16 protein-coding genes are annotated in these 15115 nt (G+C 72.0%); 3 read left to right on the forward strand and 13 right to left on the reverse strand.

The features are described 5' to 3' along the window. Positions 1–52: 52 nt before the first annotated feature. The 5 genes from EER30_RS10390 to EER30_RS10410 form a co-directional block, all read right to left on the reverse strand. Positions 53–790, reverse strand: coding sequence for a hypothetical protein (locus EER30_RS10390; protein ID WP_127500106.1), 738 nt, complete (start codon positions 788–790; stop codon positions 53–55). A gap of 1 nt (position 791) precedes the next feature. Beyond that, entirely contained in the window at positions 792–1322 is a 531-nt protein-coding gene (locus EER30_RS10395; RefSeq protein WP_127500107.1) for a hypothetical protein, read from the reverse strand. 83 nt (positions 1323–1405) lie between these two features. Then, positions 1406–3748: a sodium-translocating pyrophosphatase gene (locus tag EER30_RS10400; RefSeq protein ID WP_127500108.1), complete on the reverse strand. Its 2343-nt coding sequence runs from the start codon at positions 3746–3748 to the stop codon at positions 1406–1408. A 273-nt stretch (positions 3749–4021) separates the two neighbouring features. Further along, positions 4022–4462 carry an ATP-binding protein gene (locus EER30_RS10405; protein ID WP_127500109.1) on the reverse strand — a complete coding sequence of 147 codons (441 nt, stop codon included), beginning with the start codon at positions 4460–4462 and terminating at the stop codon, positions 4022–4024. After that, positions 4459–4815, reverse strand: coding sequence for an STAS domain-containing protein (locus EER30_RS10410; RefSeq protein ID WP_127500110.1), 357 nt, complete (start codon positions 4813–4815; stop codon positions 4459–4461). Before EER30_RS10410 ends, EER30_RS10405 begins: the two co-directional genes overlap by 4 nt. A 145-nt stretch (positions 4816–4960) precedes the next feature. Between EER30_RS10410 and EER30_RS10415 the strand changes: the two genes are divergently transcribed. After that, on the forward strand, positions 4961–7303 hold the full coding sequence (locus EER30_RS10415; RefSeq protein ID WP_127500111.1) for a DEAD/DEAH box helicase: 2343 nt from the start codon (positions 4961–4963) through the stop codon (positions 7301–7303). Between the two features lie 140 nt (positions 7304–7443). Here the strand turns inward: EER30_RS10415 and EER30_RS10420 are convergent, their stop codons facing one another. The 7 genes from EER30_RS10420 to ssd all read right to left on the reverse strand — a co-directional run bounded on the left by EER30_RS10420 (position 7444) and on the right by ssd (position 12297). Beyond that, positions 7444–7848 carry an Rv3654c family TadE-like protein gene (locus EER30_RS10420; RefSeq protein WP_127500112.1) on the reverse strand — a complete coding sequence of 135 codons (405 nt, stop codon included), beginning with the start codon at positions 7846–7848 and terminating at the stop codon, positions 7444–7446. Then, on the reverse strand, positions 7845–8204 hold the full coding sequence (locus tag EER30_RS10425) for a TadE family type IV pilus minor pilin (protein WP_127500113.1): 360 nt from the start codon (positions 8202–8204) through the stop codon (positions 7845–7847). The genes EER30_RS10420 and EER30_RS10425 overlap by 4 nt, the downstream gene beginning before the upstream one ends. Then, positions 8201–8329 (reverse strand): DUF4244 domain-containing protein, encoded by a 129-nt coding sequence (locus EER30_RS10430; protein WP_432417529.1) that lies wholly within the window; start codon positions 8327–8329, stop codon positions 8201–8203. Before EER30_RS10430 ends, EER30_RS10425 begins: the two co-directional genes overlap by 4 nt. Before the next feature lie 114 nt (positions 8330–8443). After that, entirely contained in the window at positions 8444–9136 is a 693-nt protein-coding gene (locus EER30_RS10435) for a type II secretion system F family protein (protein WP_127500277.1), read from the reverse strand. 169 nt (positions 9137–9305) lie between these two features. Further along, positions 9306–10010 (reverse strand): type II secretion system F family protein, encoded by a 705-nt coding sequence (locus EER30_RS10440; RefSeq protein ID WP_240669927.1) that lies wholly within the window; start codon positions 10008–10010, stop codon positions 9306–9308. Then, entirely contained in the window at positions 10007–11230 is a 1224-nt protein-coding gene (locus EER30_RS10445) for a TadA family conjugal transfer-associated ATPase (protein ID WP_127500115.1), read from the reverse strand. The genes EER30_RS10440 and EER30_RS10445 overlap by 4 nt, the downstream gene beginning before the upstream one ends. Then, positions 11227–12297: a septum site-determining protein Ssd gene (gene ssd / locus EER30_RS10450; protein WP_127500116.1), complete on the reverse strand. Its 1071-nt coding sequence runs from the start codon at positions 12295–12297 to the stop codon at positions 11227–11229. The genes EER30_RS10445 and ssd overlap by 4 nt, the downstream gene beginning before the upstream one ends. Positions 12298–12514: 217 nt before the next feature. Between ssd and EER30_RS10455 the strand changes: the two genes are divergently transcribed. Both EER30_RS10455 and EER30_RS10460 read left to right on the forward strand, forming a co-directional pair. After that, positions 12515–12916 carry an STAS domain-containing protein gene (locus EER30_RS10455; protein WP_127500117.1) on the forward strand — a complete coding sequence of 134 codons (402 nt, stop codon included), beginning with the start codon at positions 12515–12517 and terminating at the stop codon, positions 12914–12916. A gap of 329 nt (positions 12917–13245) precedes the next feature. Next, a complete protein-coding gene (locus EER30_RS10460; RefSeq protein ID WP_127500118.1) occupies positions 13246–14055 on the forward strand; it encodes an HAD family hydrolase in 810 nt (269 codons plus the stop codon). 520 nt (positions 14056–14575) lie between these two features. On the opposite strand, the gene EER30_RS10465 is transcribed toward EER30_RS10460, so the two are convergent. After that, complete coding sequence (locus EER30_RS10465; RefSeq protein ID WP_127500119.1) at positions 14576–15049, reverse strand: PH domain-containing protein; 474 nt, start codon at positions 15047–15049, stop codon at positions 14576–14578. Positions 15050–15115 lie beyond the last annotated feature (66 nt).

Consider the following 15115-nt stretch of genomic DNA (forward strand, 5'->3'; position numbering starts at 1 on the left):
GCGACACCGTACACCGCGAACATGCTGTCGTGTCGCACACAATCCAGGAAGATCACGCACTCGCGCCGCCCGGCCAGAGCTGGGCCGGGGCTGCGAGGGGACGCTCTCCGACCAGCTCAGCGAGGCGCGTCACCCGCCTTCTACCCATGATCGAATATCGGCGTCCGTCATCCGACAGGCGGCCCGCGAGACCGGCCCGGACCAGCGCCCCGTCGATCTCCGTCACATCTTTGGCCGGGTCGAGGCCGAGCGCGTAGCCGCCCGGGACGGGATCGCCGGCGGCCGCAACCCAGAGGCGCAGGCGGGGGCCGCTGAGGAAGAGTTGCGCGGCGGCCCGGGGCCAGGCCTCGGCGAGACCATTCAACCTCCGGGAGTACGCCGTGAGCACCTCGAATCGGGGTTCGGGCGTTCCGGGCCTTTCATCCTCGGGAGCGGACAATTCCGGCGTTTCGTCGCGGTCGTCACCCCGTACGCCCTCGGGGTCGGCCGGCCGCCAATGGGCCACCAGACCACGGGCGACCAGCTCGGCGACCAGGACATGAACCCGCCAGGCGCCGGAGACCAGGACCGAGACGCGGGCGGTCCCTCCCATGCGCCCGAGCCGGCCCGGACCGGCGAGCAGGCCGGCAAGATCGGCGGGAGATGGTTCGGTCGTCTCGGCACCGAAGAACGGGAGCTGACGACCGGCGTCGTGCGGGGGGACGGGCCGCGGAAGAACGGGCCTTTTGGCAGCCTCGACCGGCGCGGGCAGCACCTCGCGCGGGATCAGGGGCCACCCCGTCTCGGTCATCTCACCGGCACTCGGGCACTTCGTCGAAGGCGGCCTTGAGCTCGACCGAGTTGAGCTTGCTGGTGTCGAGGCTGCTCGCCTGATAGTCGGTCTGCAGACGCCCGACGACCTCGGTCACCTTCTGATAGAAAGTCTCGGCCGGGGCCGTCTGCAGAGCCTCGATGCCGGTCTTGGCCCGGGCGTATGCGTCGCGCGTGGCGGCCAGCGAGCCCGCGAAGCCGTCGGCGATCTCCTGACCGTTTTCCACGTCGGGCACGCCGGCCTTGGCCACCCCGGCCCGGGCACGCTCGCTCGCGGCCTCGGCGCCGCCGAAGAGGCGCATCAGATTCTCTTTGGCCTGACCCGGGGTCGTCGCCGATTCCATCTGCTGCTGGGTGCGGGTGGTGAGGGAGCCGATCTCGCTGCGCCAGGGCTCCAGAGTGGTGCAGACCGCCGTGGCCCAGGCTCGCGGGCTGTGCGAACCGGAACAGGCGGCGAGGAGTGCGGAGAGCGCGAGAAGAACGAGCAATGCGAGGGGACGGGCCGGGCGCATGGGAAGCAGCGTACGGGCCACATCTATGGTGCGGGGCACCCGAGGGGTGCTCGGGTGCCCCGTTTCAGCCCGGCGCCGGAGCGTCAGGCGGTGACCTTCGCGGTCGGGGTGGAGTTGCCGGCCGCGCCCGAGGGGGTGTCGTCGCCCATCGAGATCGGCTTGCGCTTGCTCCACACCACCGCACCGGCCACGATCGCCGCGGCGACGATCGCGATGGTGATGCGCAGTGCGTTGTTCTGCTCGTCGCCGATGCTCCAGGCCACGACGGCCGGGGCGATCAGCAGCGAGACCAGGTTCATCACCTTGAGCAGCGGGTTGATGGCCGGGCCCGCGGTGTCCTTGAACGGGTCACCGACGGTGTCGCCGATGATCGTGGCTTCGTGCGCCTCGGAGCCCTTGCCACCGAAGTTGCCGTCCTCGACCAGCTTCTTGGCGTTGTCCCAGGCCCCACCGGAGTTGGACAGGAAGACCGCCATCAGCGTGCCGGTGCCGATCGCACCGGCCAGGTAGGACGCGAGCGCGCCGGCGCCGAGACCGAAGCCGACCGCGATCGGCGCCAGGATGGCCAGCAGACCGGGGGTGAGCAACTCGCGCTGCGCGTCCCGGGTGCAGATGTCGACCACCCGGCCGTACTCGGGCCGCTGGGTGCGGTCCATGATGCCGGGGAACTCGCGGAACTGGCGGCGGACCTCCATGACGACCGCGCCCGCCGAACGGGAGACGGCGTTGATGGCCAGGCCGGAGAAGAGGAACACCACGGCCGAGCCGATCAGCAGACCGACCAGGTTGCGCGGGTTCGCGATGTTGAGCAGACCGAGAATCTCGTCGCCCACCTGGCCGGCATCGATGCCGGCGTCGGCGAGCGAGGTGGCCAGGCTGTTGGTGTACGAGCCGAACAGCGCGGTCGCGGCCAGCACGGCGGTCGCGATCGCGATGCCCTTGGTGATGGCCTTGGTGGTGTTGCCGACCGCGTCGAGCTCGGTGAGGATCTGCGCGCCCTTCTCGTCGACGTCACCGGACATCTCGGCGATGCCCTGCGCGTTGTCGGAGATCGGGCCGAAGGTGTCCATCGCGACGATGACGCCGACCGTGGTCAGCAGGCCGGTGCCGGCCAGCGCGACGGCGAACAACGACAGCGTGAGCGACGATCCACCCAGCAGGAACGCGCCGTAGACGCCCGCGCCGAGCAGCAGCGCCGAATAGACCGCCGACTCGAGGCCGACGCTGACGCCGGCCAGGACCACGGTGGCCGCGCCGGTCTGCGACGACTTGCCGATGTCCTGCACCGGGCGACGGTTGGTCTCGGTGAAGTAGCCGGTCAGCGCCTGGATGGCGGCGGCCAGCACGATGCCGATGACGACCGCGCCGACCGCGATCCAGCGCGGGTCACGGCCACTGGCGAGCACGTCGGCGGCGATGCCGTCGTCCTCGAAGCCGGCGAACGTGGACGGCAGGTAGAGGAAACTGACGATCGCGACGGCGATCGCGGCGATCGCGGCGGAAATGTAGAACGCCCGGTTGATGGCGGTGAGACCGTTGCGGTCGCTCGGACGCAGCCGGGTGATGAAGACGCCGAGGATGGCGATCACGACACCGACCGTCGAGACGATCAGCGGGAAGATCAGGCCGTCCTGGCCGAACGCGACCTGACCCAGGATCAGAGCGGCCACCAGGGTCACCGCGTACGACTCGAACAGGTCGGCCGCCATGCCGGCGCAGTCGCCGACGTTGTCGCCCACGTTGTCGGCGATGGTGGCGGCGTTGCGCGGGTCGTCCTCGGGGATGCCCTGCTCGACCTTGCCGACCAGGTCAGCACCGACGTCGGCGGCCTTGGTGAAGATGCCACCGCCGACCCGCATGAACATGGCGAGCAGCGCCGCGCCGAAGCCGAAGCCCTCGAGCACGGTCGGGGCGTCGCTACGGAAGATCAGCACGACCAGGGCGCCACCGAACAGGCCCAGGCCGACGGTGAGGAAACCGACCACACCACCGGTACGGAAGGCGATGCCCATGGCGGTCTCGCGGCCGCCGTTCTCCCCCGCCGCCGCGGCCACCCGCAGGTTGGCGCGGGTGGCGAGCGCCATGCCCGCGCCGCCGATGAACGAGCTGAACACCGCGCCGACGATGAAGAACAGTGACCGGCCGATCTTGACCCAGACCTCGTTGTCGGTGTCGTGCACCGGCAGGAGGAAGAGCAGGACGACGGCGATCACCACGAAGATGGCGAGGGTTTTGAACTGGCGGAACAGGTAGGCCGACGCGCCTTCTTGGACGGCTCCGGCGATCTCCTGCATGTTCTTGGTGCCCCGGCCGGCTTTCAAAACCGACTGGACGAACATCGCCGCGAAGCCCAGCGCGATGAGCGCGAAGACCAGGGCGACGATGACAAACGTGACGTTCGAACCACTTAACGAGGTCCCGGACATCAATGTCCTCCTACACCGACCGCGCCCGGTAACCGGCGGACGAGACCACCCGGGCGCATCCCCGTCCAAGGGGAGACGACACAGGTCCCGCGGCCGCGGGACCAGGAGCAGTAGCTGATAACTCGCGTACTGTAGCGGCCTGACGTGGTGCTGGTCACACCTCAAAACGGCCGTGTCGTCGTGATGTTCGCCGCTGTGTCAGCGGGCGGATGAGGGGGTATGGACGAAGGTTGATATCTTGGCGAATTTGTCCGCGTAACGGTCAGGTGGCGGTCAGCGACGCCGAACGGGCCACACCATGCGGACCTCGGTGCCCGGACCATCCTCAACCGGACGCACCTGAAGATCGTCGACAAAACCCGCGAGAAGGGCGAAACCCACCCCGGTCGTGAGGGCCTCGTCGGTCAATGACTCGTCGGCCAGCTCGTCGGGCGGCAACTTGGCCAGGCCCACGCTCGCCTCGATCGGGGCGTGGTCGATCACCCGCACCGAATACGAGTCCGAATCGGACATTTCGACCGTCACCAGGTCGGGCAGGTTGTATTGGTTGTGCAGAGCGACGGCCCGGGTGCACGCCTCACCGATCGCCAGCCGGACCTCGTCCAGCAGTTCCTCGGCGACCCCGGCTCGCCGGGCCACCGCCACGCCGACCAGTCGCGCCGTGCGGACATGGACAGGTGCGGGCGAGAAGGACAACCGAACCGTCGCCATCACGAAGTCGCGCTGCCGTCGCTGTCCCGGGTCGCCGCCTCGATCGTGGGATAGATCGGGAACACCTGGTCGAGCGCCGTGATCCGGAAAATCTTGAGAAGGGACTCCTTGGAGCAGACGAGACTGAAACGGCCGTTCGCCACCCGCAGGCGCTTCATCGCGCCGACCAGCACACCCAGGCCGGTGGAGTCGAGAAACTCGACACCGCCCAGGTCGACGACGACGCTGCGCACCCCTGAGTCGACCAGCTCCACGAGGCGCTCACGCAGCCTCGGGGCGGTGTAGACGTCGACCTCACCACCCACTTCGAGCACCGTGTGCTCGTCGACGGTCCGGGTCGCAAGGGACAGCTCCATCGCTCCTCCTCCCTGCGGGGCACGCACGCGCAGCGGCGCAGCCGACGGCCGATCTCCCCAGCGAATCTAACCACCGCCCGGTATTGGCCCGCCGTCCGGCTCCACCGCTGTACCCGTTTGAGGTTCGGCTCGAACCGGTGTCAGAGTGCTCTGCGTGACGTCGACCGCCTACAGCCCCGCCGAGCTCCTGCACCGGTTGCGGGCCCGCACCTCGGCGTCACCCGTCACTCACATCGAAGAGATTCCCGCCCGCACCGGCCGTACCGCGCCGTGGCCCTCGTGGGCGGCCCCGGACGTGATCGCCGCCCTGACCGCGCACGGCATCGCCCAACCGTGGGAACACCAGGCCGAGGCCGCCTCACTGGCTGCCCAGGGCACCCACGTCGTGATCGCCACCGGTACGGCCTCCGGCAAGTCGCTGGCCTACCAGTTGCCGGTGCTGTCCCGGCTGCACGACGACCCGCGAGCGACGGCGCTCTATCTGTCGCCGACGAAAGCGCTGGCAGCCGACCAGTTACGGGCCGTGGCGAAGCTGAGCCTCGACGGTGTGCGGCCGGCCACATACGACGGTGACACGTCGCGCGAGGAACGAGAGTGGATCCGGCAGCACTCCCGGCTGGTGCTCACCAACCCCGACATGCTCCACCACGGTCTGCTGCCGGGCCACTCACGTTGGGCGACCTTCCTGCGCCGGCTCTCGTACGTGGTGATCGACGAGTGTCACGCCTACCGCGGAGTGTTCGGCTCCCACGTCTCCCACGTGCTGCGCCGTCTGCGCCGGTTGGCCGCCCGTTACGGAGGCTCGCCGACCTTCGTGCTCGCCTCGGCCACGTCGGGCGATCCGGCCGACGCCGCCTCGCGCCTGACCGGCCTGCCGGTGACGGCCGTGACCACCGACACCTCCCCTCGCGGCGCGACGACGTTCGCCCTCTGGGAGCCCCCGCTGCTGCCGCCCGAGGACCCTTCGCTCGACCTGCCCCCGGTACGCCGGTCGGCCCTGAGCGAGACGGCCGACCTGCTCGCCGACTCGGTGGTGGCCGGCACCCGCACGCTGGCCTTCATCCGGTCGCGGCGCGGTGCCGAGGTGGTCGCCACGATGACCCGCCGGGCGCTGGACGCGGCGGTTCCGGGGCTGGGCGACCGAGTGGCGGCCTATCGCGCCGGCTACCTCAAGGAGGACCGCCGCAAGATCGAACGGGCGCTGCTGTCGGGCGAGCTGTTGGCGCTGGCCTCGACGAACGCGCTCGAACTGGGCGTCGACCTGGTCGGGCTGGACGCGGTGCTGATCTGCGGATATCCGGGCACGCGGGCATCGCTCTGGCAGCAGGCCGGGCGCGCGGGCCGGGCCGGGGGCGAGGCGCTGGCGGTGCTGATCGCCCGCGACGATCCGCTGGACACCTATCTGGTGCACCACCCGTCGGCGCTGTTCGGGCGCCCGGTCGAGGCGACGGTGCTCGACCCGGCCAATCCGTACGTGTTGGGGCCGCAGTTGTGTTGCGCGGCCTCGGAGGCGCCGTTGACGGCGGCCGACCTGGAGATGTTCGGCGGCGACGCGGCGCGGGCGGCGGTCGAGGGGTTGACGGCCTCGGGCGCGCTGCGACGGCGGCCGTCGGGGTGGTACTGGACACACCCCGGCCGGCCCGACGTCGACCTGCGCGGGGCCGGGGGCGCGCCGGTCTCGGTGGTCGAGTCGTCGACCGGGCGGCTGCTGGGCACGGTCGATCAGACGTCGTCGCACGTGATGCTGCACACCGGGGCGGTCTATCTGCACCAGGGCGTGACCTATCTGGTCGACGACCTCGACCTGGACGACGCGATCGCGCTGGTGCACCAGGAGGAGCCGGACTGGTCGACGCACGCCCGCGACGTCACCGACGTATCGGTGCTGGGTGTCCGCTCGTCGGTTCAGGCCGGGCCGGTCGGGCTGTTCCTCGGTGAGGTCGAGGTGACCGGCCAGGTCGTCTCCTACCAGCGGCGGCGCATCGGCTCGGGCGAGGTGATCGACACCAAGCCCCTCGACCTGCCGGTGCGCGAGCTGCGGACGGTCGCGGTGTGGTTCACGATCACGCCGCAGGCTCTGGACGCGGCCGGGGTGAAACCACCGGACGTGCCGGGCGCCCTGCACGCGGCCGAACACGCCGCGATCGGGCTGCTGCCGCTGATGGCGACCTGCGACCGGTGGGACATCGGCGGCCTGTCGACCGCGAACCACGTGGACACCGAGGCCCCGACGGTCTTCGTCTACGACGGCCACCCCGGCGGCGCGGGCTTCGCCGAGCGGGCCTACGCGACGGCGGCGGCCTGGCTCTCAGCCACCCGCGAGGCGATCGCGGCCTGCTCGTGCGAGTCGGGCTGCCCGGCCTGCGTCCAGTCCCCGAAGTGCGGGAACGGCAACAACCCGCTGCACAAGCTGGGCGCCGTCCAGGTGCTCGACACCGTCCTGACCGCCCTCAGCACGACCGACCCGAACGAGGCCGACGCACCGTAGAGACGCACCCGTGGAGACGCACCCGTGGAGACGCACCGCAGAGACGCACCGCAGAGACGCACCGTGGAGACGCGGAGACGCACCGCAGACCGGATCCGGCCGAGCCCAGACCGGACGGCGTGGACCGAACCCGGCCGCGCTCAGACCGGGACGGCGTAGACCGGACCCGCCCGCGCCGCCACAACGGCCCGCCGCTCCAGACCCGGCAAGGGCCGCACGACGACCTCGGCCCGCACCACGATCTCCAGGCCCTCGACGACGCACGACGTCATGCGCCCGCCGTTCGCCACGACCAGCCGCTCGGCCCACGCACAGGCGATCGGCGGCCCGTAGATCGTCCTCGCCGCCCCCGCCAGCGCCCCCAGGTCGGCCGCGTTGCGCGCCGCGTGCCGCCCCACCCACGCCGAGCACACCCCGGCCGCCACCGCCCCCGCCATCGCCAGGACCAACCCGAACGCCAGCACGAGCACCGTTGCCGCACCCCGATCCCGGACGGCGCCCCGATCCCCCGCCGTACCCCGGTCCCGGCGCCATGCCCCTCTCACAGCACCGGCTCCGGCTCGCGGGCCGCCGTCGCCGTGGCCTCCACGCTGATCACTGGCAGGTTCGCGTTCAGCACACGAAGCCGAACCCGCACCCGCGCCGTCACGACGTCGGCGTCCCCACCGAGCTCGACCACCGCGCCCGCCGGTGCGGCCCGCTCTCCCGCCGCCACCCCCGATCCACCACGCGCCTGTTCCAGCGCCGCCTCGCGCGCCGCGGTCAGGCACTGCCCCTTCGCCGTCACCGCGAGCACGATCGCCAGGCCCGCGAAGAACAGCACCATGAGCGCCAGCAGCCCGACCGCCAGCTCGGCGGTGAAAGCTCCCCGGTCGCGGCCGGGCCACCGGCGCCCGCTCACTTCAGCGCCCGATCGATGACCGCGGTCAGCGCCCCGGACACGCCGTCGCTGGTCACGACCTTGTAGAGGATCCCGGCGAACGCGACGGCTGCGAGCGTGCCGACGGCGTACTCGGCGGTGTTCATGCCGGCGTCGGCTGCCTCGGCGCGCAGCCGGGCGAGGTTCGCGATGAGTTTGCGCACGTGGTTCTCCTTCGGTTGTGGTGAGAACCGGCCCGCGGCCGGTCCGGTGGGCCCGGGTCAGAGCACGTCCCCGAGCACCGCGATCAACACCGGGACGAGCCCGGCCAGCAGGAAGGCCGGCAGGAAGCACAGCCCCAGCGGTAGGACGATCAGCACGCCCGCCCGCTGCGCGGCCGCCTCGACCGCGACGGCGCGATCGGCCCGCAGGTCGTCGGCGAGCCGCCCGAGGGCCCCGGCCAGCGCGCCGCCGCTCGCACTGGTGCGCACCGCCGCCGCGATCAGCCGGTCGGCGCCGGGAACGCCGGCGAGATGCGCCCACGCCTCGGCCGATGTGGCGCCCAGCGCGAGTGCCCGAGCGGTGCGACCCAGCCGGGTCCCGAGCGGCCCGCCGAGCGCCTCGGCGACCGCGGCCGCCGCCCCGTCGACCGGCGCGCCACCCCGCAGAGCTGCGGCGAGCAGGTCGGCCCCCAGAGGCAGATCGGCGGTGGCCGCTCGGCGCTCCTGCCGCACCGAGGCCGGCTCGCGTCGCCGCAGGTAACGCTCGGCCCCGACGCCCGCGACGACACCGAGAACCGCACCCCACCACGTGCCGAGGAACCCGGCCACGGCCAGCCCGGCCGCCACCGCCAGCAGGACCCGGGTGCGCCCCGGATGGCTCGCCGTCGCGGCTTTCACGGGTGCGTCCAGCCGTCGCCGCACCGCCCGCCGGCCGACCGGAAAGGACACCAGCGCCAGGGCCGCGGCCACCATGAGCAGCGAAGTCACGACGACCCGGCCCGATGAGCGACAACCGGCCGCGGGGGTTGCCGCGACAAACACCCACCCCGCCCCGCCAGCAGGACGGCGATGCAACAGGCCCGCAACGGCAGCTGGGCCGGCCGCCCGGCCCGCAGGAACTCGGCCAGAAGACACCGCGTGGTCATCGCGTCACCCCGCTCATCAGGCGTTCCGACCAGAGCAGGCCGACCGTCTGCAGGGCCACCGCGACGAGGGCGCAGGCCGCTCCCAGCGGGGTGTGCAGCAGCACGGCGAAGGGGTTCGCTCCCATCAGGAATCCCAGCCCGATCCCCGCGACCGGCAGCGCGGCCAGCAGCATCGACGTGGCCTGCGCCCCCGCGGCCTGGGCCGAGGCCGACGCCCCGGCCCGATCGACCGCCCGCGCGTCGGCCTCGATGCGCTCGACCAGATCGGCGGCCGGCGCCCCGGTCCGCTCGGCGAGGTGCGACACCGAGGCCGTCAGCCGTCCCAGCCGGTTTTCGGTCTCGGGCAGCGCCACCGCCGGCAGGCCGGCCCGCAGATCGGCCGCGAGGGACGCCAGACCGTCCAGCGCCGCGGCACGTTCCGCGGCCACCCGCTGCCGGAGGGAGCGCCGCATCAGCGCCCGGCCGCCTATCGCCGCGTAGGCGCCCGCGACGATGCCGGCGACCGGGCCCCCGCCGAGCAGGCCGAGCAACGCCGCACCCCCGACGGCGGCCCCGAGCGCCTGCCGCGGTGCTCGCTCCATCCGGGCGACGGCTCGCCCCGCCAGCGCCACGATCGGTACCTTCGGCAGCCGCCACAGTCGCCCGCCGGGCCAGGCGAGGGCCAGTGCCCCCAGGATCAGCAACAGTGGCCCCCAGATCACGACGCCTCCCGCGGCGGGTCGAGCACCGCCGGCACCGCCACCCCGCGCGCCGCGAGCAGGCGCGCCAGCGCCAACGCGCCCGGGCCGGCGCCCCGCAACCGTCGCCAGGCCGGGACGACGGTCGCGAGCCGGTCCTCGCCTGAGGGCAGCAGCACGCTGACCGACTCGAGGACCCGGCCGCGGTCGGTGCGCCGCACCTGCAGCACCACCTGCAGCGCCGCGATCACCTGGGCGTGCAGAGCGGCCCGGGGTAGGCCGCCGAGCAGGCCCAGCGCCTCGAGCCGGGCCGGCACGTCGGCGGGCGCGTTCGCGTGCAGCGTTCCCGCCCCGCCGTCGTGGCCGGTATTGAGCGCGCCGAGCAAATCGACGATCTCGGCGCCCCGGCACTCCCCCACGACCAGGCGATCGGGCCTCATCCGCAGCGCCTGACGCACCAGGTCGGTCAGCCCGATCGCGCCCGCCCCCTCGACGTTCGCGGTGCGGGCCTGCAGGGCCACCACGTGCGGATGCAGGGGCCGCAGCTCGGCCGCGTCCTCGACGAGCACGATCCGCTCGGTCGGCGGCACCAGGCCGAGCAACGTGGCCAGCAGCGTCGTCTTGCCGCTGCCCGTGCCGCCGGCGACCAGATAGGCCAGCCGCGCCGCCACGATCGCGGCCAGCACGGGGGCGACCGTGGGCGGGACGGTGCCGCGCTCGACGAGGTCGTCGAGGCGGAACGGCCGCTGCCGGAAGGTGCGTAGCGACAGATAGGGCCCGTCGGTCGCCACCGGCGGCAGCACGGCGTGCAGGCGGGTGCCGTCGGGCAGCCGGGCGTCCGCGTAGGGCTGGCCGTCGTCGAGCCGCCGCCCGCAGGCGGCCGCGAGGCGCTGGGCCAGGCGGCGCACCGCTTCGAGGTCACCCAGCACGATCGGCGCCCGGTGCAGGCCCGCGCCCCGGTCGACCCAGACGGCGAGACCGTTGACCAGTACATCGGTCACCTCGGGGTCGGCCAGCAGAGGTGCCAGCGGTCCGGCGCCGACGAGCTGGTCGTGCACCCGGTCGGCGAGACGCAGCACCGCCGTGTCGCCGAGCGCCGCGGCGTCGGACTCGCCGCGGACCGCGCGCACGACGGCGGCCGGGGTGGCCTGCTCGCCGTCGACCACGAACCGGTGCCGCACGCGGTCGGCCACCACCGGGGCGGAGGCGGCGAGCCGGCTGCCGAGACCCCCGTAGGCCGTCATGCCGCCACCGCCGCGGCGTCGCCCAGCAGGTCGTCGAGCAGCCGGCGGCACAGCAGGGCCAGCGGACCCTTGCCGTCGGCGCCGGGCGACAGACCGTGCTCGGCGGCGTGGGTGACCGCCTGCTCGGGGCGCAGCGTGCCGACCAGGGGCAGCTTTAGCGCCGAAGCGACGTCGCCTGCTCTCAGGTTGCCCGGCGAGGGCCCGCGGACGACCAGGGAGAGGTCGTGGCGATGCATACGCACCATCGCGACGACCCGGGCCGCGGCGGCCGACGCTCGCACCTCGGCCGGCACGATCAGCACCGCCTGGTCGGCACACTCGAGGGCGAGCACGGCAGCATCGTCGAGCCGGCGCGGCAGGTCGATCACGGTGACGTCCCGGGCTCGGCGGGCCGCGTCGATGGTCGACGCCATCGCCTCGGCGGGCAGCGACAGGCCGGCCGACCGGTCGAAGGAAAGCAGCACCAGATCGCCGTCGCCTGGCAACGCGCCGAGCAGGGCCGGTGGGTCGACCCGCCCGTCGGCGTCGGCCAGGGCCGACCAGCGCAACCCATCGCGGCGTTCCCAGCCGAACATGAGGTCGAGCCCGCCGCCGAGCGGGTCGGCGTCGATCAGCAGGGACCGGCGGCGGTCACCGGCCGCGGTCGCCGCGACCGCGGCCGCCAGGGTGCTCGCGCCGGCCCCACCGCGACCGCCGATCACCGCCAGCACGCGGCCCACCGGCTGGTCGAGCAGTTCGGCGAAGCGGTCGATCACCCAGCCCTCGGCGACGGGCAGCTCGGCGACGTGGTCGGCGCCGTGCGTGTGAGCGGCCTTCCACACCCGATCGGAGACTTCGCCCCGCGCCACCACGGCCACCCGGGAACGGCGGGGCAGCCGGGCCCGCAGACAAGCGTCGAGCTGGTCGGCGCCGATCATCACCAGTGGCGCGATGACGTAGCGAGGGCGGGCGGCGGCCGGATCGGGTGCCACGTCGACCTTGGTGCCGCCGGCGGCGGCGAGCCGCAGCAGGTCGTCGAGCAGGGCGGAGTCGGAGGTGACGACGAGGGGCAGGCGTGTGGCGGGCATCGGCGGTCTCCAGCGGGCGGAAGCGGGTGAGGCGCCCACCTTGGCGAGCCGCGGAGCCGCCGGCCACCGACGATCGCCGAGCCTGTGGACAACTCCGCGGGCTGTGGAAAACGTGTCCGCGGCGGGGCGATCTGCTAAGCCGATCGGGGGGCCTTCGAGGGGAGTGGAACGAGCAGGGGTTGGGTATGTTGGGCCGACACGGACCGATGGGGTTGGCATGGAAAGTTCGATCACCCGTTCGCTCGCCGGCGACGGTGCCGCCGTCGTGATCGTCGAGGGCGAGATCGATTTCTCGAACGCGGAGGAGCTGGCCGCCTGCGTGCGTGACGCCGTCGCCGAGTGGTCCCCGCCAGCCGTGCGGGTCGACCTGCGGTCCGCGACCTTCATCGACTCCACCGGGCTGGGCGCGCTGATCGAGGGCTACCGCGCCGCGACCGAGGTGGAGGCCCGTTTCCTGGTGGTCGACCCCACCCCCGCGTTCCGCCGCGTGCTCGACGTCACCGGCCTGTGCGGCTTCTTCGGCCTCGCTGACAATGGCCTCGCCGACAATGGCCTCGGCGACAATGGCCTCGGCGACACTGTGGAGGCCGGCCGCCAGGCACAGGCGTCGGGTGCCTGAGGCCGCCGAGCAAAGGGAACGACCCCCGTCGGGGGAGACGGGGGTCGTCCGAGGATTCGGCTCCGGGGGGGTCGAGCCGAATCGACTCGGTGATCGCGGGGGGCGCAATCACCGAGGGTTCTCTAAGTGATGGAGCGCGATCGATCACAACATGAATCCCGATCGCAACAGCACAAGCATGCCTCACAGAAGCAGCTCAGTCGAGTACCGATTGTGGCTCGCTGCGATAGTGCTGCCCGTCTGACCTATTTCACAGTCTGTCACGACCCGCTCGATCCGGCGCGCCGGGGACGACGGCGATGAACCACTTGCGACTACACTTGCCGCCCGTGGGCCTGAGCGCCGCGTTTTTCGACCTCGACAAGACCGTCATCGCCAAGTCCAGCGCACTGGCTTTTGGACGGCCGTTCTACCGTGACGGCCTGATCAACCGCCGTGACATGGTCAAATCCGCTTACGCACAGCTGATGTTCCGGCTGGGTGGCGGCTCCGACGAGCAGGCCATGGCCCGCACCCGCGACTACCTGGCCGCCCTCTGCAAGGGCTGGCGCGTCGAGCAGGTGCAGCAGATCGTCGCCGAGACCCTCGACGAGCTGATCAACCCCTATGTCTACGCCGAGGCCGCCACGCTGATCGCCGAGCACCAGGCGGCCGGGCGTGACGTCGTTCTGGTCTCCGCTTCGGGCGACGAGATGGTCCGCCCGATCGGTGCGCTGCTCGGCATCACCGACATCATCGCCACGCGCATGAGCATCGTCGACGGCCGCTACAGCGGCGAGGTCGAGTTCTACGCGGCCGGCCCCAGCAAGGTCGTCGGCATCCGTGAGCTGGCCGCCGAGCGAGGCTACGACCTGGACAATTGCTATGCCTACTCCGACTCCAGCAGCGACCTGCCGTTGCTCGAGGCGGTCGGCCGTCCCAGCGCCGTCAATCCCGACCGGGCCCTGCGACGGGCCGCGCTCGAGAACGAGTGGCCCATTCTCGAGTTCCGCCACCCCATCCCGCTGGGCCGTCGTCTGCGCGACCGCCCCGCCGTCCCGGTGGCCGCCGCAGCCCTGAGCGTGGGCGTCGGGGCTGCCATCGGCCTGGCCATCTATGCCCGCCTCCGCCGCACCCGCACACCAGCGGCGAAGATCTGATCGTACGGCGTAGCCAGAGTCCCCGTTTCACCGAATGCGCCAGGCGTTTCCGCACCCTCCTCGGCTCGCTTCCGGGCTGGCCCGTAACCGCACGCGAGGGCAGCTATGCGTATCCGTGCACGTAGCGCACAGTGATTGCACAGCCTCGCGCAACGGCAATGAGCAGCGCGAATGGCTTTGGTCTGACTAATGCAAAAAGCCAGGTTTGCCGGACCGAAGCCCTGGCGATCATGCGGCGACGGGCGTAGAAAGAACTGGCGAGGATCGCATCGGAAGCGCCGGGATTCCTGGGGCACCTTCGACGAGACTCGTGCACGGCCACCGGGAACCCACGCGCGATTAGCCACGGCAGGCACGTTGCTACGGGACCGCGGCCCCCTAGGCTCCATTTGAGGAGCCGTGAGGCCTGTGGACTGTCGACAACGAGACCCAGGCGCACGCCTGATAACCCGGTCTGGACGCGCAGCAGCCGGCGCCCCATTTGAGGGACGCCGGCTCTAATCTTTTCTGCCCCGTCCAGTCAGCCGTTCCGGGCGGCCAGATGCCGTGTGCGCAGTTCGTGATAGACCGCTCGGAAGAGCTTGGGTCGCGAGTGGAAGTCGACGCCCTGAGCCCACAGTTCCGTGTTGACGGTCGAGCCGTCGCGACGCTCGATCAGCACGGTCAGGCCGCTCGGAATGCGGAACGGCCCGAGACGGTGGCTCGCGTCATGCAGGTGGACCTGGGCGATCTCGGCCCAAGCCATCGTGCGCGACCGCAGCAGGCCGTGGATGCGCAGCCCGTCGACGCCGACGTAGGCGCCCATCAGCAGGATGCGGTGGGCGCCGAGCACCCAGAGGGCGGCGAGCACACAGGCGACCAGCCGTACGCCGTGCCCGGTCAACTCGAACGTCCCGATCGTCGCCCACGCCAGCAGGGCCAGGGCGAACGCCTCCCAGCCGATGATCAGCCAACGCCCGGAGCCCGGCGTGTACGGGCGCACCCATGTTTCCACGTACGGAGTCTAAAAAGACCTGGTCAACCCGGGTGCTGTAGGCACAGAGTGACGACGCGACAACAC

Origin of the sequence: Actinoplanes solisilvae, assembly GCF_003999975.1 — a bacterium.
Taxonomy (GTDB): Bacteria; Actinomycetota; Actinomycetes; order Mycobacteriales; family Micromonosporaceae; genus Actinoplanes; species Actinoplanes solisilvae.